Here is a 20475-nt window from a genome sequence, read left to right on the forward strand (position 1 = left end):
CGCATCACCACGCCTGGCCGCGACGTTTGAGCTCCAGGCGCCGTACGAACTCTTCGAGCACCAGTGAATACAGGTCGTCCTGTAAATAAGCGTCTTCGATGCCGGCGTCGAGGTTAGGGTTGTCGTTGACTTCGATCACCACGACTTTGTCGCCGGCCTGTTTCAGGTCGACGCCGTAGAGGCCGTCGCCAATCAGGTTGGCGGTTTTCACCGCCAACTCGACCACCGCGCGCGGTGCTTCATGGATCGCCAGCGTGCGGCATTCGCCGTTGACGTCCTGGCCTTTGGCTTTGTGGTTGTAGATCTGCCAATGGCCCTTGGACATGAAGTACTGACAGGCGAAGATCGGTTTGCGATTGAGCACACCAATGCGCCAGTCGTATTCGGTGTAGAAGAACTCCTGCGCCAGCAGCAACACCGAGTGCTCGAACAGTTCGGCAGTAGCCTCAAGCAACGCTTGCTGGCTTTCGACCTTGATCACCCCGCGCGAGAAGCAGCCATCGGGAATCTTCAGCACCAACGGAAAACCGAGGCGTTCGCCGACCCGCTCGAAGTCTTCGGGTCGCTCCTTGTAGAGAATTTCGGTGGCGGGCATGCCCAGTTGATGGCTGTTGAGCAGATCGGTCAGATAGACCTTGTTGGTGCAGCGCAGAATCGACGTCGGATCATCCATCACCACCAGCCCTTCACTTTCGGCCTTCTTGGCGAATCGGTAAGTGTGGTTGTCGACGCTGGTGGTTTCGCGGATCAGCAAACCGTCGTACTCGGCCAGCCGCGCGTAATCCTTGCGCTCGATCAGCTCGACATCGATGCCCATGGTTTTGCCGACCCGGACGAAATTCGCCAGGGCTTTGGCGTTGGACGGCGGCAACGTTTCCTGCGGATCGTGCAGGATCGCCAGGTCATAGCGGGCAACTTGCGGCGAGCGCGGCGCCCGCCAGATTTTACGGCTGAAGCCATCCAGCGCGTTGGCGAACTGATCTTCCTGATCATCGCGCAACTTGTGCAAAGTGCCAGACTTTACCCCTTCGATGTGCCAACCGTTAGTTCGGCGAAACTCAACTAACAAAATCGGACACGGGAATAACTCAAACAACTGCCGGGCCAGATCCTGTAACGGCTCGATATGTGTTCGGCCGAAATACAGGGTCAGGGTAAAGCCTTCGGTGTCGCTGTAAAGATGATGGCTGAGCGCCTTTTCGAGGGTTTTATCCAGATCGTCGAGGGCCAGCCCGTAGAGTGATTTTCGCGTCAGCTCGCTGATCGTCCGCACCGATGGAATCACCTTGTGACCACGGGCTTCCGCCAGCAGCGAGCAGTAATAGCCGTGGCCCAGGTACTTGTAGCTGCGGCACAGGTTGATCACCTGCACGCGCTTGCCCGGCTCGGTTTCGCGGGTCTGCTCCAGGTATTCCTGTGCAGTGATGATGCCCTCGCTGGGAAAATACGAGGCCCAGTCTTCCTTGCGCTCGACAATGATCAGCACTTGACTGGAAGTTCTAGTTGCTGAATTTAAATAAGTTGCCGCCGGCAAACTTTGCTCGGATACTTCGCGCCAATGACCCTGTACCGCTGACATAGAGATTGATCCGTTGGAGAACAAGACCTTTTCTATTAAGCACGAAGTTTTTCGAAAGTCTCGTTTCGTTACGCAACTTTTACGGTGGTCATATGAGTGCTGTTTTTCGCCCGGCAACAGTTGAAGATTTGCCAGCGCTGCTGGCATTGGAAATGCAATGTTTCACCAGCGACCGGCTGACCAGTCGCAGCTTCCAGTGGATGATTACCCGCGCACACGGGCAGTTGCTGGTGGCAGAGCGCGAGGGCCATTTGCTCGGTTACGCCCTGGTGTTGTTTCACCGTGGTACCTCGCTGGCACGCCTGTATTCCATCGCGATTGCCGCTGATGCGCGGGGCGAAGGCCTGGGCAAGCACTTGCTGCAACGGATCGAAGCGATCGCTCTGCAACACGATTGCGCCTACCTGCGCCTCGAGGTGCGCACCGACAACCCTGCAGCGATTGCCTTGTATGAACGCAACGGTTATCGGCGTTTTGCCTTGATTCACGATTACTACGAAGACCATGCCGATGCGCTGCGTCTGGAGAAACGCATTCTTCAGCACCGCGATTCGCGCAGTATCAAGGTGCCTTATTACCGGCAAACCACCGATTTCACCTGCGGCCCGGCTTGCCTGTTGATGGCCATGGGCGCGTTGCAGGCACAGCGGTTACTGGAGCGTCGCGAAGAATTGCAGATCTGGCGCGAAGCGACCACGGTGTTCATGACCGCCGGCCATGGCGGCTGCAGCCCGCAGGGTTTGGCGCTGGCCGCATGGCGCAGAGGTTTTCGCGTGAGGTTGCAGTTGAGTCTGGCAGGCCCGTTGTTTCTCGACGGGGTGCGCGATGCGCATAAAAAAGACGTCATGCGCCTGGTCCATGAGGAGTTCATGACGCAGTTGGCCGAGACCGACGTCGAGCAGTTGCTTGGCACATCGCTCGACCTGCCGCGCTTGCTCGATGCGGGCGGACAACCGCTGGTGCTGATCAGCAGTTATCGCCTGACCCGATCGAAGTCCCCGCACTGGGTGATGGTGACCGATTGCGACGAGGACTTTGTTTATCTGCATGACCCGGATGTCGATCACAGCCAGCACCGACAGCCGATGGACTGCCAGCATGTGCCGGTCAGTCATGGCGAGTTCGAGAAAATGTGTCGGTTTGGCCGGGGTAAGTTGCGCGCTGCGGTGGTGCTGTTTGCCCGCAATGGCTAATTGTCTGTGGCGAGGGAGCTTGCTCCCTCGCCACAGGATTTGCCTTCACCCGACGGAGTCTATTTCAGGCCGACTTTGTACAGAGAACCCTTCGATTCATCTGTCAGCACATACAGATAGCCATCCGGCCCCTGTCGCACATCGCGGATGCGTTGCTTGAGTTCGCCGAGCAGGCGTTCTTCATGCACCACCTTGTCGCCATCGAACTGCAAGCGGATCAGTTCCTGAGTCACCAGCGCGCCAATAAACGCGTTGTGTTGCCACGGTTTGAAGCGATCAGCATCGTAGAAGGCCATCCCGCTCACCCCCGGGGATTTCTCCCAGACATGGTGCGGTGCAACGGTGCCTTCGACGGTTTTACCCTGCGCCTCCGGGATAGGTTGCATCGAGTAATTGATGCCGTGGGTCGCCAGCGGCCAGCCGTAGTTTTTCCCACGTTCGATGATGTTCACTTCATCGCCACCGCGTGGACCGTGCTCGTTCTCCCAAATTGTGCCATTCCACGGGTTGAGCGCGGCGCCCTGCGGGTTACGATGGCCGTAAGACCAGATTTCCGGGCGCACACCGGACTGACCGACGAAGGGATTGTCATCCGGTACTTTGCCGTCCGGATAGATGCGCACGACTTTGCCTTGCAGTTTGTCGAGATCCTGCGCGGTCGGCCGGTCGTTGTTCTCACCGAGGGTGATGAACAGGTAGCCGTCACGGTCAAACAGCAGCCGCGAGCCGAAGTGGTTGCCGACCGAGAGTTTCGGTTCCTGACGGAAGATCACTTTGAAATCCTTGAGGCTTTTCAAGTCATCCGACAAGCGACCGCGCCCCACCGCAGTCCCGGCCTTGCCACCTTCTCCGCCGCCCTCGGCGTAAGACAGGTAAATCAGCCGATCCTGTTTGAAGTCCGGTGATAACACGACATCGAGCAAACCACCCTGCCCCTTCGCCCAGACGTCTGGCACGCCGCTGATCGGCGCGGAAATTTTACCGTCGACACCGACCATACGCAGGTTACCCGGCCGTTCCGTCACCAGCATGCCCTGGCGATCCGGCAAGAATGCCAGGGCCCACGGGTGTTCGAGCCCTTGGGCGATCGTGGTGACTTCAAGTGTGCCCTGCTCGCTTTGCAACTCCTTGGGTGTTGCGGCAAATGCCGGTGCGCTGATCAGCGCACCGACGCACAGGCTGGCTAAAAGGGTTTTACGCAACATGCACGATTCCTTTTGTTCATTTGAATGGCTGACAGAACCTCAGTCCTGCCGTTCAACGGTTGCTGCCGGTGTCCCGCGATGGCGGGTTGGGAATGAAGGTGGGCGGTGTGCTCGGCACCGAACGGATCGGCTGCCCGTTGCCAATGCCACGGTTCTCGACTGTTGGCTGACGCGGTGTCGGCACCGTGTTCGGTCCCCGAATGGCGGGAGCGCTGGGCTGAGTGCCCTGCATGCTGTTGGGATTGGCCCGGCGAATCGGGCTGTTGTAAGGGTTATTGCTGGTGCCGGTCGGGCTTTGCGCCAATAAGACGTCGGCATGAACCAGACCGCCACTGAGAGTCAGGACGACGATGCCAAGCAGAATTCGGTTCATGACGCAGCCTCTCGATGGGCATGGGATAGAGCCTTCGAGTCCACGCTACGCCGTGGGTTCGGATTTGTTAACCCGTCCGCGTTAAACAACATGTAACACGGCTTGACCAAGTCATCTGAAACCACCGCAATCACTGGAAACTTTCGCGTCAGCAAACAGGTCACCTGATCATCACTCGGAGAACACACCATGGCTCGGGCAATCTGGAAAGGCGCGATCAGTTTCGGTCTGGTTCACATCCCCGTCGCGCTGGTGTCGGCGACCTCTTCGCAGGGCGTCGACTTCGACTGGCTCGACAGCCGCAGCATGGACCCGGTGGGCTACAAACGCGTCAACAAGGTGACCGGCAAAGAGGTGACCAAGGAACACATCGTCAAGGGTGTGGCCTACGAAAAGGGCCGTTACGTGGTGCTCAGCGAGGAGGAAATCCGTTCGGCGCACCCGGTGTCGACGCAGACCATCGATATCTTTTCCTTTGTCGACGCCGAGCAGATTCCGCTGCAGAACATCGACACGCCGTACTACCTGGCGCCGGACAAACGTGGCGGCAAGGTCTATGCGTTGCTGCGCGAAACCCTGAGCAAAACCAACAAAGTCGCCCTCGCCCGCGTGGTGCTGCATACGCGGCAGTATTTGGCGGCGCTGATGCCATTGGAAGATGCATTGGTGTTGGTGAAATTGCGTTGGCCGCAGGAAGTGCGCAGCCTCGATGAGCTGGCGCTGGGCCCTGAAGTGACCAAACCCCAGTTGGCCAAGGGTGAACTGGACATGGCCAAACGGCTGGTGCAAGACATGAGCGCGGACTGGAAACCCGAGGACTACAAGGATGAGTTCGAAGACAAGATCATGGCGCTGGTCGAGAAGAAAGCCCATGAAGGCAAGATCGAGGATGTCGAGACGGTGGGCGGTGAAGAAGAACGCAAAACGGCCGATGTTATTGATTTGACCGAGCTGCTCAAACGTAGCCTTGGCGGGAAAGCGCCGGCGAAGCCAAAGGCGAAAGCAGAGAAAACGGCGAAATCTGCGCCGGCGAAGAAAACCAAGAAGGCTTCCTGAGATTTTTGCTGTGATTTTGATGGCCCCTTCGCGAGCAAGCTCGCTCCCACCGTGGATTTGAGTGATTGCAAATTTTTGCATTCAACCCAAAACCCTGTGGGAGCGAGCTTGCTCGCGAAGGCGTCAGACACGTCGCCGCAGAATCTAGATCAGAATGAACACCGCCAGCAATCCACCGAAGATCGCCCACTTTTCCATGTAGTAGCGTTTGCGATTGCGCTTTTTCAGCTCTTTACCGCGCAGGCGGATCTTGTAGATGCGGGTGAACAAGCGGTTGATGCCACCGGTGCGGTCACCGGCATCGTTCGGCGCGCCTGCCGCCGACATCACGGTGCGGCTGAACCAACTGTTGAACGCCGCGGCCCAGCGATACTTCATCGGCCGCTCGATGTCGCAGAACAAAATGATGCGGTTTTTGTCCGTGGTGTTTTCGGCGTAGTGAATGAAAGTCTCGTCGAACATCACCGCTTCGCCGTCGCGCCAGTGATAGTTCTCACCGTCGACATTGATGTAGCAGCCGGCATCGTTCGGCGTTTCCAGACCGAGGTGATAGCGGTAAGAACCGGCGTACGGGTCGCGGTGGCGCACCAGTTTCGAACCGGGAGGCAGCTCGGCGAACATTGCTGCTTTGATCGAGCCGATGCTCTGCACCAGTTCAGTGGTGCGCGGGCACAGCTTCATCGCCGATGGATGGCTCTCGCCGTACCACTTCAGGTAGAAACGCTTCCAGCCGCTTTTGAAGAACGAGTTGAAACCCACGTCGTCATACTGGTTGGAACGCTTGATCTCACCGGCACGCAGAAGATTCTGGCCTTCTTCGCGAATTTCTTCCCAGTGCGCCTGCAACGGGCTCAAATCGGGAAACTCGGCCGGGTCGAGATACGGCTTGTTGGGCTTTTTCGAGAACAGGTACAGAAAGCAGTTGATCGGTGCGAGGAACGTCGAGTGATCGCTCAGTTGCCGACCCAGTTTGTGGCGCACACGACCACGAAGATGAACGTATGCAATGGAAATGACATAGATAGCAGCAATAATGAGTTTCACGGAAATCGTCACACGTCAAAAGTGAACAAACTGCGCGCCAGGCAGCTCGAGGCCAGCGTCTTATGCAGTGGTCTGGAAACAAATGGCACATCCTTGAGCCCGCGCCGTTGAAAGGCGCTGGGTGAATAGATGGCATTTTAGCCATACTTTGTAACCGATAGTTAACCCTCAACTGTGAAAATCTGTCCCGCGTTTGCGCCAATCGGCGATCTTGGCGTCATCGCCCTATCGTTTAAAGAGCCAGACCAGTACAATCGCCGCCAAACTTTACGCGCCCCCCTTGGTTGATGACGGGAACCTCCCCGCTTCAGCGCACTTTGACTCGGGCCAAGCGCTCCAGCCGCACCCTCGCTTTTTAAGAATGCTTCGCAGGAAAAACCCTTGATTTCTACAGCTAATATCACGATGCAGTTCGGCGCCAAGCCGCTCTTCGAAAACGTTTCGGTCAAATTCGGCGCGGGCAACCGCTATGGCCTGATCGGCGCCAACGGTTGCGGCAAGTCGACCTTCATGAAAATCCTCGGCGGCGACCTCGATCCGACCGGCGGCCAGGTCATGCTCGAGCCGAACGTGCGTCTGGGTAAATTGCGCCAGGATCAGTTCGCTTACGAAGAATTCACCGTGATCGATACCGTGATCATGGGTCACGAAGAACTGTGGAAGGTCAAGGCCGAGCGCGACCGTATCTACTCGCTGCCGGAAATGAGCGAAGAAGACGGCATGGCCGTGGCCGAGCTGGAAACCGAATTCGCCGAAATGGACGGTTACACCGCCGAGTCCCGTGCCGGTGAACTGCTGCTGGGCCTGGGTATCGGCATCGAGCAACACTTCGGCCCAATGAGCGAAGTCTCGCCAGGCTGGAAACTGCGCGTATTGCTGGCGCAGGCACTGTTTTCCGATCCGGAAGTGCTGTTGCTCGACGAACCGACCAACCACCTGGACATCAACACCATTCGCTGGCTGGAAAACATCCTGACCCAGCGTAGCAGCCTGATGATCATCATCTCTCACGACCGTCACTTCCTGAACAGCGTGTGCACGCACATGGCTGACCTGGATTACGGCGAGCTGCGCCTGTTCCCGGGCAACTACGACGAGTACATGACCGTGGCGACCCAGTCCCGCGAGCAACTGCTGTCGGACAACGCCAAGAAAAAAGCACAGATTTCCGAACTGCAATCGTTCGTCAGCCGCTTCTCGGCCAACGCCTCGAAAGCCAAGCAGGCCACTTCCCGCGCCAAGGCGATCGACAAGATCCAGCTGGCCGAGGTCAAGCCTTCGAGCCGCGTGAGCCCGTTCATCCGCTTCGATCAGAACAAGAAGCTGCACCGTCAGGCCGTCATGGTCGAGAAGATGGCCAAGGGTTTCGACGGCAAGCCACTGTTCAAGGACTTCAGCTTCCAGGTTGAAGCCGGCGAGCGCGTCGCGATCATCGGTCCGAACGGTATCGGCAAGACCACCCTGCTGCGCACCCTGGTCAACGAACTGACCCCGGATGCCGGCAGTATCAAGTGGACCGACGCCGCCGAACTGGGCTACTACGCCCAGGATCACGCGCACGATTTCGAAGACGACGTCACCCTGTTCGACTGGATGGGTCAATGGACTCAGGGCGAGCAGATGATTCGCGGTACTTTGGGCCGCATGCTGTTCTCCAACGACGAGATCCTCAAGTCGGTCAAAGTGATTTCCGGTGGTGAGCAAGGTCGCATGCTGTTCGGCAAGCTGATCCTGCAAAAGCCGAACGTGCTGATCATGGACGAACCGACCAACCACTTGGACATGGAGTCGATCGAGGCGCTGAACCTGGCGCTGGAAAACTACCCGGGCACGCTGATCTTCGTCAGCCACGACCGTGAGTTCGTATCGTCCCTGGCCACGCGCATTATCGAGCTGAGCCCGGATGGCGTGACCGACTTCAGCGGCACCTACGATGACTACCTGCGTAGTCAGGGTGTAGTGTTCTAAAACGCTGCTGAAAACTGAAAAGCCCTGTCCCTGTGACGGGGCTTTTTGCATTTCAGGGTGAGGAATTTGCTGGTGCGGCGACCTTCGCGAGCAAGCTCGCTCCCACAGGGGAATGTATTTCAAATGTGGGAGCGAGCTTGCTCGCGAAGACGCCAGTAGCTGCGACATCAATCTTTTGGGAAAATAGTTAGCCTGCTTTCTTTTATCGCAAGCCCAAGCCATGATGCGAACTCTCCCACCGCCGCCCGCGAACGAGCCCTCATGTCTGCACAGCAACAGCCCCCGCAAAGCTCCATGGCGATCACCCTGCAGATCGTCTCCATCGTGTTCTACACCTTTGTTGCTTTCCTCTGCATCGGTCTGCCGATTGCGGTATTGCCCGGTTACGTGCACGAGCAATTGGGTTTCAGCGCGGTCGTGGCCGGGCTGGTGATTGGTTCGCAGTATCTGGCCACCCTGCTCAGCCGGCCCATGGCCGGGCGCATGTCGGACACGGTCGGCACCAAACGGGCGATCATTTATGGCTTGTGGGGGATCGTGCTGAGCGGTGTGCTGACGCTGGCGTCCACCCTGCTGCAGGACTTTGCGCTGGCAAGCCTGATCATTCTGATCATCGGACGCCTGCTGCTGGGCATCGCTCAAGGGCTGATTGGTGTGGGCACGATCAGTTGGTGCATGGGCCAGGTCGGGGTCGAACACACGGCGAAATCGATTGGCTGGAACGGCATCGCTTCCTATGGTGCGATTGCCATTGGTGCGCCGCTGGGTGTGGTAATGGTCGCCGATTACGGCTTCACCAGCCTCGGCATTGCCCTCGCGGTACTGGCGGCCGGCGCATTGCTGCTGATCCGCAACAAACCGTCGGTGCCGGTGATCCGTGGCGAACGCCTGCCATTCTGGGCGGTATTCGGGCGCATCGCCCCGTATGGCGCCAGTCTCACCCTGGCCTCGATCGGCTACGGCACGCTGACCACGTTCATCACCCTTTATTACCTCAATCGCGGCTGGACCGGTGCGGCGTACTGCCTGACCGTGTTTGGCGTGTGTTTCATCCTGTCGCGCCTGCTGTTCATCTCGGCGATCAGTCGGTTTGGTGGTTTCAGGTCTGCGATCGCCTGCATGACCATCGAAACGCTGGGGCTGGTGATGTTGTGGCTGGCGCCCTCCACGGCGTTCGCCTTGATCGGTGCGGGGCTGGCGGGGTTTGGCCTGTCGCTGGTGTACCCGGCGCTGGGGGTCGAGGCGATCAAGCAGGTGCCGAGTTCCAGTCGCGGCTCGGGCTTGGGCGCTTATGCGGTGTTCTTTGATCTGGCGCTGGCGATTGCCGGGCCGCTGATGGGCGCGGTGGCGTTGAATCTGGGGTATTCGTGGATTTTCTTCAGTGCGGCGCTGTTGTCGGTGATCGGGCTGGGGTTGACCTTGCTACTGATGCGCCGTGCAACTTCCTGAACAATCGACGCAAAACCAATGTGGGAGCGAGCTTGCTCGCGAAGGCGGGGAGTCAGTCAGCACATGTATTGACTGACACTACGCCTTCGCGAGCAAGCTCGCTCCCACAGGGTTCTATGGCTGGCTATTGATCTGCGGTTTGCATCCCCGCCCGGGTCGGTTGACCCAGTGCATGAGAGAAGAACCGCCCGGCCTCGGAGATCAGGTTGCGATGGATGTCCTCGCGATCCACGCCATCGGCATCGGTGCACAACGCCGGCATGGCACGGATCTGTTCTTCGTTGCACGGCGCCATGAACACGAAGTGCCCTGCCCCGGCCAGCAATTTGAAATCCGGTGCCGTCGGCAGTTTGCGCGCCAGCGCCGCCGCGTTCTTGTCGAAAGCCACCAGTTTGTCGCCATCGCCGCTGTAGAGCAGCACCGGCACATGCACGTCCGCCAAGGTGTGGCGGCCGAATTTCAAACTCAACGGCGCCATCAACAGTAAGGCGTGCACCCGTGGGTCAGCCACCGGCTGCAAGTCATCGCGATCGACGATCAATTCACCCTGAGTGTTGCAGGCATCACGGTCATCCGGACGCTCCTGACAGTAACGACGCAGACGATCCAGATCAGGTTGCGCGCCCGAAAGAATCAACGCGGTCTCGCCACCCGCTGAGTAGCCGATCACGCCGACCTGATCGGCGTTGACGTAAGGCGCGAGCATGCGGTCGCCGAGGGTGGCGGTAATCGCTTCGGAAATCTGGATCGGCCGCCCGTAGAGATTGCTCAGGGTGCCGAGACGGCTGTGGTCTTTGGAGTTGTCGCCGGGATGGATCACCGCGACCACGACAAAGCCTTTGCGCGCCAGCGAGGTGGCGAGGTCGTGCAAGGCCAGCGGCGTGCCGGTGTTGCCGTGCGAAAGCATCAGCATCGGAAAGCGGCCAATGGCGACTTTGGTGTCTTCGCCGGCCTCCACCGAATAGCCTTCGAGCAGGCTCATGTGTTCGCGATCGCTGGACGGATAGAAGGCGATGGCGCGCATCGGTTGCAGGTCGAGCGGATCGAGGAAGGTCATCTCGTGATAACCGACGCTCCACACCGGATGTCGCCCAGGCGCAGCCTGCACTGAATTCAGGCTGCCAAGCAGGCAAATCAGTAACGCTGCACAAAGACGCATCATGGGATGCCCCACCCTGTTGTTACTCAATAGACAGATCCGTTGCATTGCGGGCCAGAAATGCCGGGGATTCGGCGTTTCGGTACGACACTGCACTCAGACGCTGATCGTGTGACTGCATAACCCGGGCCAGATTATGTAACAGTCAGAAACAAAAAACTCCGTAACTGGCCCTTGCAGAACCAGAATACAGAGTTTTTTGAGTGTTACCTGAACATCAGCTGTTCTTTACGCAAGCCTTACGCGGCGGCGAACAGTTGCTCGCTGATTTTCGCTTGAGCGGCGGTCATCGCGTTGTTGCGCACTTCGTCGCCATACGCCAGGCCTTCAGCACGAACGATTTCGATGTCGGTGATGCCGAGGAAGCCCAGTACCAGCTTCAGATATTCTTCGTGAGCGATGCCGCTGGCCTGACCGGCGTGGATGCCGCCGGAGGTCGACACGATCACCACTTTCTTGCCACCGCACAGGCCTTCAGGGCCGGCTTCGGTGTAACGGAAAGTCTGACCGGCAACGGCCACGCGGTCGATCCACGCTTTGAGTTGGGTCGGCACGGTGAAGTTGTACATCGGTGCAGCGATCACCACGGCGTCGGCAGCGATGAACTCGGCCAGGGTCGAAGCGCTCAGTTCGGCTTCGTGCTGTTGCGCGGCGTTGCGCAATTCAGCGGTGGTACCGGCGGCAACCAGAGTGGTCGACGAGAAGTGGCTGATGGCGTCGGCGGCCAGATCGCGGTAGGTCACCACGGCACTTGGCTCGGCGGCCTGCCAGGCTTTGACGACTTGGCCACTCAGCTGACGGGAAGCCGAGTTGTCGCCCAGAATGCTCGAATCGATATGCAGCAGTTTCATGTGGAATCTCCTGGAAGGAATCGCCGGTGGCGACGGAATGGAGACAATCCTACGGAAGAAACCAATGGATGATTAGCCGCCGACAATGCGATAGTTCGTCCCACTGATAGAACAGTTGGACAGCCATGCAAGATCTCAACGATCTCTACTATTTCGCCAAGGTGGTCGAGGCCGGCGGTTTCGCCGCCGCTGGCCGCTTGTTGGGCATTCCAAAATCGCGCTTGTCACGGCGCATTGCCGAGCTGGAAGAACGCCTCGGCGCGCGACTGTTGCAACGCACCACGCGCCAATTGAATCTCACGGCGGTTGGTGAACGGTATCTACGTCACTGCCAGGCGATGCTGCTGGAAGCGGAAATGGCCGATGAAGCGGTCGCCAGCATGTCCAGCGAACCGCGCGGACGTCTGCGGGTGTCCTGCCCGACCGGACTGGCGCGGGAAATGTTGCCGTGGGTCATCAGCGAATTTCTCGGCAAATTCCCGCAGGTGCAATTGGAGGTGGTGCTGCTCAATCGCCGGGTCGATCTGGTCGCCGAAGGTTTCGATGTGGCGCTGCGCGTGCGTGAGCTGGGCGACGAAGACCCGCTGCTGGTCACTCGCCGCCTGCGTCAGGCGCAAATGGTCGTGGTCGCCAGTCCGGCGTTTATGCACGGGCAGGCGATCAATCACCCGCAGGACCTGAAGAACCTGCCGGTGCTGGGCGCGCTTGAAGCTGATCGCATGGTGCACGTGCGGTTACTCGATCAACAGGGCAACCCTTTCGAGTTGAACATGGAAGCGCGATTGGGCATCGATGATTTTGTCGTGCGCAAAACCTGCGTGCTGGCCGGCCAGGGCTTTACCCTGTTGCCGATGATGTATTGCGAAGCGGAACTGCAAAGCGGCGCGCTGGTGCAATTGCTGCCTGAGTGGTCGCTGCCTGGTGGCTGGCTGCAAGCGGTGTATCCGCACCGACGCGGGGTGATGCCGGCGGTGCGCGCATGGATCGATCACTTGGTCGAGTCGTTCAATGCCTGTGGGGAGCGGTTGATATGAGCAAGGGAAAAATGAGCGAGGCCGATGTGGCGGCGTTCTGTCTGGCATTGCCCGGTGCACGGGAAGATTACAAATGGGGCGGCGTGCGGGTGTTCTCGATTGCGGGCAACAAGATGTTTGCCTTGCAGGGGCTGCGTGGGGATTCGCTGGCGTTCAAGGTCGACAAGGATTTGTTTCTCGGCCATTGCGACCGCCCGGGGATTCACCCGGCGCCGTATCTGGCGCGGGCACAGTGGATCATCATGCACCCGCCCTACCCGTTGGCTGCCGAGGAGTTGCGCGGGTTGTTGCAGCGTTCGCATCAACTGGTGGTGAGCAAGTTGCCAAAGAAAACCCAAATCGGTTTATTGCTGTAAACCCAATCCCCCTGCTCGCGAAGAGGCCGTGTCAGACAACATCATCGTTGAATGAAAGTCCGCTATCGCGAGCAGGCTCGCTCCCACATTGGTTTTTTGCAGTTCTTTAGAACAGCGCCAGCAGGTTCGAGCCTAGAAACAACTGGTCGATCCAGAACACCTGATGCAGCAGCACAATCACCCAGAACAGAATCTGAAACGACACCTTGCGCGTCTTGTGCCGGAATACCTGCTGGGCGATCAACGCGCCCGGCCAGCCGCCAGCCAGTTCCACGGCATGCAGGATGTTCTCCGGCGTGCGCCAGGCATCCGTGCGCGCCTTGCGCTTGTCTGCCCAGTACATGAAGAACGCCAGGACGCTGACGATCCCGTAAGCGGCCAACGGCACCAACGAGATCCCGCGCAGCCACATCGATACAGAGCCGAACAGCGGCAGCGCGCAGACGATCAGCAGTACCAGCAGTTTCAGTTTTAGATTCTGAATGTTGTTGCCGCCCGAAGGTCGCCCTTCGGGCCGGCGTGCGCGGGAATCACTCATGGCCTGGCCGCCGCCCAGTCAACCCAGCCAAACTGCCAGGTCGCCAGAATCAGCAGGCCAAACACAATCCGATACCAGGCAAACGCCGCATAGCTGTGGCTGGCAATGAACTTGAGCAAGCCACGCACGGCAATCATGGCGAAGATGAACGCAGTGACGAAACCGATGGCGAACACCGGAAAGTCCGCCGGAACGAACAAATGGCGGTACTTGTAGCCCGAGTAAACCGCGGCACCGACCATGGTCGGCATGGCCAGAAAGAACGAGAACTCGGTGGCGGTCTTGCGCGACAGGCCGAACAACAGGCCGCCGATAATCGTCGAGCCGGAACGCGAAGTACCGGGAATCATCGCCAGACACTGGGCGAAGCCGACCTTCAATGCGTCTTTCCAGGTGATCTCGTCGACCGTTTCGGCGTGCACCTCATGCTGACGCTTTTCCGCCCACAACATGATGACGCCGCCCACCACCAGCGCGGTCGCAACGGTAATCGGGTTGAACAGGTATTCGTGGATCAGGTCGGCAAAGATCACGCCCAGCACCACGGCGGGCAAGAAAGCGATCAGCAGATTGGCGGTAAAGCGCCGTGCGCTCGGCTGGGTCGGCAGGCCGATGACCACGTCGAGAATCTTGCGCCGAAACTCCCAGACCACCGCGAGGATCGCGCCGAGCTGGATGATGATATTGAACGCCATGGCCCGTTCGCCGCCGAAATCGAGCAAGTCGGCAACGATGATCTGGTGTCCTGTACTGGAAATGGGCAAAAACTCCGTCAGCCCCTCTACAACTCCTAGTATCAGTGCCTGCAAGGCAGTCCAAAGATCCATCAATCCCCCAAAGAGCGATGCGCGCCGGCATGCCCCGATAGTATTTTTTTACGTTCACTGCGATCAGCGTAGCTGTTTATGGCTGTACCGATTCCGCACGCACAGGATCCACACGAAACGGTCAAAATTCCGTGAAATATCAATTTGGATTCAGGTTTTCACGCGCGGGGCCGAAATCCTAACAGACAAGCCTTAATAGCGCTGCCGCGTTATACGACTTGGGTCGCGTATGCCCGCTCACAAATTCGTGGTTGGATGCTGGCGGTCGTTTATTACAAGAAAAAGAATCCGGAGTGACAGCGTTATGAACAGCTTGCGCAGTGTGTCGATCAGCCGACGCTTGTGGCTCATCTTGATTGTGGCAGTGGTCATGTTGCTGACCTTGGGCATGTTGATGCTCAAGCAGATTCACGACGACCTGTATCACGCCAAGGCCCAGAAAACCCAACATGTCGTGCAGACCGCCAGCGGCCTGCTGACCTATTACCACGACCTCGAAACCGCCGGCACCCTCAGCAAAGAGGCCGCGCAGAAACAGGCCCTGACAGCGATTCGCGGTTTACGTTACGACCAGAGCGATTACTTCTGGATCAACGACCTCACGCCCGTGATGGTCATGCACCCGACCAACCCGAAACTCGAAGGCCAGAACCTCTCGGCGATCCGCGATCCGGACGGTTTTGCGGTGTTCAACGAAATGGTGGCCATCGCCAAGGCCAAAGGTGCCGGCATGGTCGACTACCGTTGGCCGAAACCGGGCGCCAGCGAGCCGGTGGCCAAGACCTCTTACGTCAAACTGTTCGAACCGTGGGGCTGGGTGCTCGGTTCCGGGGTTTACGTCGACGATGTGCAGGCGGAATTCCAGGGCCAAGTGATCAAGGCTACGGTCATCGGTCTGGCGATTGCCGTGATCATGGCGCTGCTGGTGATTCTGATCGCGCGCAGCATCGTCCGGCCGTTGCAGGAAACCGTAAACGCGATGGCCAACATCGCCAGCGGCGAAAGCGACCTGACCCGCAGCCTTGATACCCACGGTAAGGATGAAGTGACTGAACTGGCGCATCACTTCAATGCCTTTACCGCCAAACTGCGTCGGGTGATCGGTGACTTGCAGGTGTCGGCCAGTGCGCTGGGCCAATCGTCCAGCGAGCTGGGCAACGACGCCTCGCAGGCGCAGCAACGCAGCCAACAGCAATCGCAGCAGATGGAACTGGTGGCCACGGCGATCAATGAAGTGACCTATGGCGTGCAGGACGTGGCGAAAAACGCCGAGCACGCGGCTGCGGAAATGCGTGACGCCGAAGCGCAGGCGCAGCAGGGCCAGATCAACATCGATGGCAGCTTGCAGCAGATCGACAAGCTGTCCGGCACGATTGATCAGGCGGTTGAAGTGATTCGTACCCTCGCGGCTGAAAGCACCCAGATCGGCAGCGTACTGGAAGTGATCCGTTCGATCGCCGAGCAGACCAACCTGCTTGCGCTCAACGCCGCGATTGAAGCGGCCCGCGCCGGTGAGCAAGGTCGCGGGTTCGCCGTGGTCGCCGATGAGGTGCGCTTGTTGGCGCAGCGTACGCAAAAATCGACGGCGGAAATCCAGTCGATGATCGAGCGTTTGCAGAATCATTCCGAAGCGGCGGTGAAGGTCATCGGTGACAGCAGCAAAGCGTCGCAATTGACCATTGAGCAAGCCGGGCTGGCCGGCGCCAGCCTGAATGCCATCGGCCAGGCGCTGCGCAATCTCAACGGCCTGAACGCCTCGATTGCCAGCGCCACGCTGCAACAGGCGCATGTGGTCGAGGACATTAATCAGAACGTGACGCAAGCGGCCGGTCTTTCGCACAGCACGGCGATCGCTGCCGAGCAATCCAGCGCCGCCAGCGTACGGCTTGGCCAGTTGAGCGAACAACTCAACAGCCTCCTGCGCCAGTTCCGCGTCTGACCCGTGTAACTCTGGTGAGCCCACCCCTCACCCCAGCCCTCTCCCCGAGGAGAGGGGGCCGACCGAGGTGTCTGGCGTCCAACACGGACCTGAACAATCGAGTCGATTATGGATTCAACCAAGATCTTCAGGCCGGCGCAGCTCCAAAGCATCCCCCAATCAGTCCCCTCTCCCTCTGGGAGAGGGTTAGGGTGAGGGGCTTTTGAGCTACAGCGGTCATCAGAACCTAGCCCAATGCAGTACAATCCGCCCCTCCTCAATTTCCCCCAAGGAACCCCCATGTCCGGGCTTGAACTGTTTGCCGCCGCCCTCGGTGTGATCGCCGTCTGGCTGACGGTCAAACAGAATCCGTGGTGCTGGCCGATCGGGCTGGTCATGGTGTTGCTGTACAGCTGGATCTTCTTTGAAGTGAAGCTGTATTCGGACATGTTGCTGCAAGTGATCTACGCCGCGCTGCAAGTGTATGGCTGGTGGCAATGGACCCGCGCCGGGACGATGCATGACGGCCGAGAGGTCTCGCGCCTCGATCAACGCTCGATCCTGATCGGGCTGGGCATCGGCGCTATCGGCAGCTTGCTGCTCGGTGCGGCCATGGCCCACTGGACCGACGCCGCGCAGCCGTGGCTCGATGCCGCGCTGACCGGTTTCAGCCTGGTGGCGCAACTGTGGATGGCGCAGAAACGCCTGCAATGCTGGGCACTGTGGTTCGTGCTCGATGTGATCTTTGTCGGCTTGTTCATCTATAAAGGGCTGTACCTCACCGCGGCGCTGTACGGCCTGTTCACCTTGCTGGCCATTCAGGGCTTTCGCGAATGGCGCGCTGATCCGGCGTTGCGCACATGAAGGTCGTGGTCCTGACCGGCCCCGAATCGAGCGGCAAGAGCTGGCTGGCGGCGGGCCTGCAACAACGCTTTGGTGGCTTGCGGGTGGACGAGTACGTGCGCCGCTTTATCGAGCTCAACCCCCGTGACACCTGCCTGGCCGACATCCCGGATATCGCCCGGGGCCAATTGCAATGGGAAGATCAGGCACGCGCGCAACAGCCTGCGCTGCTGATCCTCGACACGCACTTGCTGAGCAATATGCTCTGGAGCCAGACGCTGTTCGGCGATTGCCCGGCCTGGCTGGAAGCCGAATTGTTGGCGCGGCATTACGACCTGCATCTTTTACTGTCCCCGGAACAGGTCGACTGGACCGCGGATGGCTTGCGCTGCCAGCCGGACCTGGATGAGCGTCTGGCGTTTTACCAAGCCACTCGCGACTGGCTGGAGCAGCATCGGCAACCGCTGCAGATCATTCGCGGCAACTGGGCCGAGCGCCAGACGCAGGCCTTCGCCGCCGTCGAGCAACTGCTGACTGAGTGACCCGCTCGACGGGTGCCCTTCCCCGAGGTTTTCCCCTGTTTCGGGGGCAAAGTGTCCGTTCCTGAAACAGTCGTCCAAGCGCAAAGTGGCCGTTTCAGCGCTGTTCATTGCTTTGTCATCCGAGTTGTTACGTGGCTGATACACAGCGGCGCAAACCCTTGTTCCAGAGCTTTATTCAGCCAATAGACAGGTCCACGTGACCTTGCGTGTTTCAGCCATGAAACAGCCCGTGTATCAGGCCTGCGCGTCAATCCCCCAAGCTATTGAAATTCAAACACATTTCAAAAGCGGCACAGCTTTCGCTCTCTCCTTCACAACGCTGACCAAGGGCAGCCCACTGAAGAAGGAATTGCAGCCGTGGGGAATATCAATAAAGCCTTTACTTGCCTCCTGCTGATTGGATCAGCCGCCAGTACGTTGGTGAGTTTCAACGTACAGGCAGAAGGCAACGGTGTGATTGTTCTCAATCGCGATGTCCAGCCGATTCCTATCGGTCGCAGCGGCGGCAAAGACCCCTACCCGACCACCGTCAATGCCAACCCTTCCGGCCGCATCAACCAGGCGATGAACAGCACCGAACTCAACGACGGTGACTTCGCCAGTGTAGCCAGTGGTTCGTCGATTCGCGGCGGTATGTCGACCGCTACCGGTAGCCTGCCGGGAACCAATGTGCTGACCAACCCCAATGGTCTGCCCGGCATGAGTGCCGGTCATGGCGGCGGCGGTGGCAGTTCCATCTCCAACACCGTCAACCGCGCAATGGGCGCCGGCCTCGCTCCGCTGACCCGCATGGCTGGAGGCCAATAAGATGAATCGCACTCTGCTCCTGCTTGCCCTCTTCGGTTGCGCCAGTGCCATGGCCGCCGAACCCGGTTCAGTGAACAACGCAACTATTCAGGACACCGGCATCCAGTACCGCGGCAACTACAACATCAACCAGGCCGCTGGCGACCAGATGCAACAGACCAACACCAAGGCCATTGCCATCGGCACCTCGGCCAGCGCCACCACCACCGTTCGCCAGCATATCGACACACCGGGCAACCCGTCGACGAATGCCAGCGCGACCATTGGCGGCACCTCTTTCAGTAATGGCAACGGGATCCTCGGTGTGAACCAGGGTGCCGGCGCCAACAACCAGATGGCCAACGTGACACGCGTCAGCATCAGTGCTGCCCCGCAGAGCGTTGACGATAGCGCCCTTTCACAACAGAACGTGGTGCTTTTACCGAGCTCAGGAGCAACTGGTACCTCACCCGGCAGTCGCCAGGTCACGACAAGTGATCAGGCCTTCACCGGCAGCCGCGGGGTAATCCAGGTGAACCAGAGTGCCGGGGTGGGGAACCGTATGGCTAACACCCTGAGCATCCGGGTCGCTGACTGACCCAAACAACAAAAGCAGTGCAATTAGAAAGTACCAACACTTAACCAACTAATAAGCACGATGGAGAAACACCATGAAACCTACAATGGCTCTCAAACCACTGGTTTTCGCACTTGCAGCAGTGATGGCAATCGCAGCACAGGCAGGCGGTCGTGATGACAATGATCACGGTCATGGTAACGGGAACGGCAACGGTCATGGCAATGGCCATGATCCAAAAGGCCCTACCCTCGAAGAACTGCTGCAAATCGGCGCTGGCGCCGGTGCCGCAGTGCTCGATACGCAAAACAGCGACGGCAACACCGTGCTCAATCAAGGCACAAAAAATAATGCCACTATCGATAACTCGGCAAACGGTTCCAACGGCAACCTCGGCATGAACAACGCCGGTGGCGATGGCAACCAACAAGACAACGCCGCTGCACTGGCCACCGCCGACGAAAGCTTCATCTTCGGCACCGCTGTCGCTGCTTCCAGCGCCACTCAGGTCAATAACAACAACGTTGTTGCAAACGCCTCCACCAACAACAATGCAACCTTGAACAACGTGGGTAACGGCGGTTCCGGCAACATTGGCGTGAACAACGCTGCCGGCAACTTCAACCAACAGAAAAACAACCTGGCGATCGCCGTATCCGGTGGCCGTGTGGCCCAGGCTGCTGCCGCTGCCAACCAAAGCTCTACCGGTCTTAACGTAGGCAACTACGGTACTCAGACCTACAAAACCAATACCCTCACTGGCACTGTTGCTGCCGTCGGCGTGTTCGGCGCCGTGGGTGAAGCTACCATCAAAGATGACGATCACGGTCACGGCGGTGGCGGTTATGGCAACAACGACAAAGGGCATGGCGGCAGTGGCGGTAGCAAAGATCAGAAAGCTACCTTCGAAGCCGTGGGTGTCTTCGGTCTGGCTGGTGTGACCACTCAACAAGTGATGACCCCAGACGGCTGGAAAAACCCTGTGACCAACAATGCTACGCTCAGCAACGTTGGCAACAACTTCTCCGGCAACGCTGGCTTCAACAACGCCGCAGGTGCTGGCAACCAACAAAGCAACTCGCTGTCCATCGCTGCAGGTTGCAAAGCCTGCATGTAATCGCGATCGAAACGAAAGCCCCGGAAACGGGGCTTTTCCTCAGTCCGCAAAGGCGTATCG

General features: G+C 58.8%; 20 protein-coding genes. 12 read left to right on the forward strand and 8 right to left on the reverse strand.

Annotated features, from left to right (window positions below; genetic code table 11):
- Window positions 1-4 precede the first annotated feature (4 nt).
- Window positions 5-1579, reverse strand: a complete 1575-nt coding sequence (locus A8O26_RS11955; RefSeq protein WP_064118177.1) for a RimK family protein — start codon at window positions 1577-1579, stop codon at window positions 5-7.
- A gap of 92 nt (window positions 1580-1671) precedes the next feature.
- Between A8O26_RS11955 and A8O26_RS11960 the strand changes: the two genes are divergently transcribed.
- On the forward strand, window positions 1672-2772 hold the full coding sequence (locus tag A8O26_RS11960; protein ID WP_064118178.1) for a GNAT family N-acetyltransferase/peptidase C39 family protein: 1101 nt from the start codon (window positions 1672-1674) through the stop codon (window positions 2770-2772).
- 59 nt (window positions 2773-2831) lie between these two features.
- Here the strand turns inward: A8O26_RS11960 and A8O26_RS11965 are convergent, their stop codons facing one another.
- Window positions 2832-3977 (reverse strand): PQQ-dependent sugar dehydrogenase, encoded by a 1146-nt coding sequence (locus A8O26_RS11965; RefSeq protein ID WP_064118179.1) that lies wholly within the window; start codon window positions 3975-3977, stop codon window positions 2832-2834.
- Between the two features lie 52 nt (window positions 3978-4029).
- A complete protein-coding gene (locus tag A8O26_RS11970) occupies window positions 4030-4350 on the reverse strand; it encodes a hypothetical protein (protein ID WP_064118180.1) in 321 nt (106 codons plus the stop codon).
- Between the two features lie 189 nt (window positions 4351-4539).
- Between A8O26_RS11970 and A8O26_RS11975 the strand changes: the two genes are divergently transcribed.
- Window positions 4540-5406, forward strand: coding sequence for a Ku protein (locus A8O26_RS11975; RefSeq protein ID WP_064118181.1), 867 nt, complete (start codon window positions 4540-4542; stop codon window positions 5404-5406).
- A 144-nt stretch (window positions 5407-5550) separates the two neighbouring features.
- On the opposite strand, the gene lpxO is transcribed toward A8O26_RS11975, so the two are convergent.
- Window positions 5551-6450 carry a lipid A hydroxylase LpxO gene (lpxO, locus tag A8O26_RS11980; RefSeq protein ID WP_064118375.1) on the reverse strand — a complete coding sequence of 300 codons (900 nt, stop codon included), beginning with the start codon at window positions 6448-6450 and terminating at the stop codon, window positions 5551-5553.
- A 381-nt stretch (window positions 6451-6831) separates the two neighbouring features.
- Here lpxO and A8O26_RS11985 point away from each other — a divergent pair, with 381 nt between their 5' ends.
- Together A8O26_RS11985 and A8O26_RS11990 are read left to right on the forward strand one after the other, a co-directional pair.
- On the forward strand, window positions 6832-8418 hold the full coding sequence (locus A8O26_RS11985) for an ABC-F family ATPase (protein ID WP_081265182.1): 1587 nt from the start codon (window positions 6832-6834) through the stop codon (window positions 8416-8418).
- A 261-nt stretch (window positions 8419-8679) separates the two neighbouring features.
- Window positions 8680-9867 carry an MFS transporter gene (locus A8O26_RS11990; RefSeq protein WP_064118183.1) on the forward strand — a complete coding sequence of 396 codons (1188 nt, stop codon included), beginning with the start codon at window positions 8680-8682 and terminating at the stop codon, window positions 9865-9867.
- A 124-nt stretch (window positions 9868-9991) separates the two neighbouring features.
- Here the strand turns inward: A8O26_RS11990 and A8O26_RS11995 are convergent, their stop codons facing one another.
- Window positions 9992-11029 carry an alpha/beta hydrolase family protein gene (locus A8O26_RS11995; protein WP_064118184.1) on the reverse strand — a complete coding sequence of 346 codons (1038 nt, stop codon included), beginning with the start codon at window positions 11027-11029 and terminating at the stop codon, window positions 9992-9994.
- Window positions 11030-11265: 236 nt separating this feature from the next.
- Window positions 11266-11877: an FMN-dependent NADH-azoreductase gene (locus A8O26_RS12000; RefSeq protein ID WP_064118185.1), complete on the reverse strand. Its 612-nt coding sequence runs from the start codon at window positions 11875-11877 to the stop codon at window positions 11266-11268.
- Window positions 11878-12002: 125 nt separating this feature from the next.
- On the opposite strand from A8O26_RS12000, the gene A8O26_RS12005 reads away from it, so the two are divergent.
- Together A8O26_RS12005 and A8O26_RS12010 are read left to right on the forward strand one after the other, a co-directional pair.
- A complete protein-coding gene (locus A8O26_RS12005; protein WP_064118186.1) occupies window positions 12003-12911 on the forward strand; it encodes a LysR substrate-binding domain-containing protein in 909 nt (302 codons plus the stop codon).
- The gene (locus A8O26_RS12010) at window positions 12908-13267 is read left to right on the forward strand and encodes an MmcQ/YjbR family DNA-binding protein (RefSeq protein WP_038361199.1); all 360 of its coding nucleotides are present in this window, start codon (window positions 12908-12910) and stop codon (window positions 13265-13267) included. The genes A8O26_RS12005 and A8O26_RS12010 overlap by 4 nt, the downstream gene beginning before the upstream one ends.
- A 106-nt stretch (window positions 13268-13373) precedes the next feature.
- Here the strand turns inward: A8O26_RS12010 and A8O26_RS12015 are convergent, their stop codons facing one another.
- Together A8O26_RS12015 and A8O26_RS12020 are read right to left on the reverse strand one after the other, a co-directional pair.
- Window positions 13374-13805, reverse strand: coding sequence for a DUF1294 domain-containing protein (locus A8O26_RS12015; RefSeq protein ID WP_064118187.1), 432 nt, complete (start codon window positions 13803-13805; stop codon window positions 13374-13376).
- The gene (locus tag A8O26_RS12020) at window positions 13802-14632 is read right to left on the reverse strand and encodes an undecaprenyl-diphosphate phosphatase (RefSeq protein ID WP_064118188.1); all 831 of its coding nucleotides are present in this window, start codon (window positions 14630-14632) and stop codon (window positions 13802-13804) included. Before A8O26_RS12020 ends, A8O26_RS12015 begins: the two co-directional genes overlap by 4 nt.
- A 304-nt stretch (window positions 14633-14936) precedes the next feature.
- Here A8O26_RS12020 and A8O26_RS12025 point away from each other — a divergent pair, with 304 nt between their 5' ends.
- The 6 genes from A8O26_RS12025 to A8O26_RS12050 all read left to right on the forward strand — a co-directional run bounded on the left by A8O26_RS12025 (window position 14937) and on the right by A8O26_RS12050 (window position 20415).
- Window positions 14937-16571: a methyl-accepting chemotaxis protein gene (locus A8O26_RS12025; RefSeq protein WP_064118189.1), complete on the forward strand. Its 1635-nt coding sequence runs from the start codon at window positions 14937-14939 to the stop codon at window positions 16569-16571.
- A 279-nt stretch (window positions 16572-16850) separates the two neighbouring features.
- Window positions 16851-17414, forward strand: coding sequence for a nicotinamide riboside transporter PnuC (gene pnuC / locus A8O26_RS12030; protein WP_064118190.1), 564 nt, complete (start codon window positions 16851-16853; stop codon window positions 17412-17414).
- Window positions 17411-17935, forward strand: a complete 525-nt coding sequence (locus A8O26_RS12035; protein ID WP_064118191.1) for an AAA family ATPase — start codon at window positions 17411-17413, stop codon at window positions 17933-17935. The genes pnuC and A8O26_RS12035 overlap by 4 nt, the downstream gene beginning before the upstream one ends.
- A 357-nt stretch (window positions 17936-18292) precedes the next feature.
- Window positions 18293-18742, forward strand: a complete 450-nt coding sequence (locus A8O26_RS12040) for a hypothetical protein (protein WP_064118192.1) — start codon at window positions 18293-18295, stop codon at window positions 18740-18742.
- A 1-nt stretch (window position 18743) separates the two neighbouring features.
- The gene (locus A8O26_RS12045; protein ID WP_064118193.1) at window positions 18744-19319 is read left to right on the forward strand and encodes a hypothetical protein; all 576 of its coding nucleotides are present in this window, start codon (window positions 18744-18746) and stop codon (window positions 19317-19319) included.
- A 73-nt stretch (window positions 19320-19392) separates the two neighbouring features.
- Window positions 19393-20415: a hypothetical protein gene (locus tag A8O26_RS12050; protein ID WP_064118194.1), complete on the forward strand. Its 1023-nt coding sequence runs from the start codon at window positions 19393-19395 to the stop codon at window positions 20413-20415.
- The last annotated feature ends 60 nt before the right edge of the window (window positions 20416-20475 follow it).

The sequence above is a fragment of the Pseudomonas fluorescens genome, assembly GCF_001648775.1.
GTDB lineage: Bacteria > Pseudomonadota > Gammaproteobacteria > Pseudomonadales > Pseudomonadaceae > Aquipseudomonas > Aquipseudomonas fluorescens_M.

Excerpts from the sequence above, each read along its gene's own strand:
- A8O26_RS11955 (WP_064118177.1), bottom strand. The coding sequence starts at position 1,579 with ATGTCAGCGGTACAGGGTCATTGGCGCGAAGTATCCGAGCAAAGTTTG.
- A8O26_RS11960 (WP_064118178.1), top strand. The coding sequence starts at position 1,672 with ATGAGTGCTGTTTTTCGCCCGGCAACAGTTGAAGATTTGCCAGCGCTG.
- A8O26_RS11965 (WP_064118179.1), bottom strand. The coding sequence starts at position 3,977 with ATGTTGCGTAAAACCCTTTTAGCCAGCCTGTGCGTCGGTGCGCTGATC.
- A8O26_RS11970 (WP_064118180.1), bottom strand. The coding sequence starts at position 4,350 with ATGAACCGAATTCTGCTTGGCATCGTCGTCCTGACTCTCAGTGGCGGT.
- A8O26_RS11975 (WP_064118181.1), top strand. The coding sequence starts at position 4,540 with ATGGCTCGGGCAATCTGGAAAGGCGCGATCAGTTTCGGTCTGGTTCAC.
- A8O26_RS11990 (WP_064118183.1), top strand. The coding sequence starts at position 8,680 with ATGTCTGCACAGCAACAGCCCCCGCAAAGCTCCATGGCGATCACCCTG.
- A8O26_RS11995 (WP_064118184.1), bottom strand. The coding sequence starts at position 11,029 with ATGATGCGTCTTTGTGCAGCGTTACTGATTTGCCTGCTTGGCAGCCTG.
- A8O26_RS12000 (WP_064118185.1), bottom strand. The coding sequence starts at position 11,877 with ATGAAACTGCTGCATATCGATTCGAGCATTCTGGGCGACAACTCGGCT.
- A8O26_RS12005 (WP_064118186.1), top strand. The coding sequence starts at position 12,003 with ATGCAAGATCTCAACGATCTCTACTATTTCGCCAAGGTGGTCGAGGCC.
- A8O26_RS12010 (WP_038361199.1), top strand. The coding sequence starts at position 12,908 with ATGAGCAAGGGAAAAATGAGCGAGGCCGATGTGGCGGCGTTCTGTCTG.
- A8O26_RS12015 (WP_064118187.1), bottom strand. The coding sequence starts at position 13,805 with ATGAGTGATTCCCGCGCACGCCGGCCCGAAGGGCGACCTTCGGGCGGC.
- A8O26_RS12020 (WP_064118188.1), bottom strand. The coding sequence starts at position 14,632 with ATGGATCTTTGGACTGCCTTGCAGGCACTGATACTAGGAGTTGTAGAG.
- A8O26_RS12025 (WP_064118189.1), top strand. The coding sequence starts at position 14,937 with ATGAACAGCTTGCGCAGTGTGTCGATCAGCCGACGCTTGTGGCTCATC.
- pnuC (WP_064118190.1), top strand. The coding sequence starts at position 16,851 with ATGTCCGGGCTTGAACTGTTTGCCGCCGCCCTCGGTGTGATCGCCGTC.
- A8O26_RS12035 (WP_064118191.1), top strand. The coding sequence starts at position 17,411 with ATGAAGGTCGTGGTCCTGACCGGCCCCGAATCGAGCGGCAAGAGCTGG.
- A8O26_RS12045 (WP_064118193.1), top strand. The coding sequence starts at position 18,744 with ATGAATCGCACTCTGCTCCTGCTTGCCCTCTTCGGTTGCGCCAGTGCC.
- A8O26_RS12050 (WP_064118194.1), top strand. The coding sequence starts at position 19,393 with ATGAAACCTACAATGGCTCTCAAACCACTGGTTTTCGCACTTGCAGCA.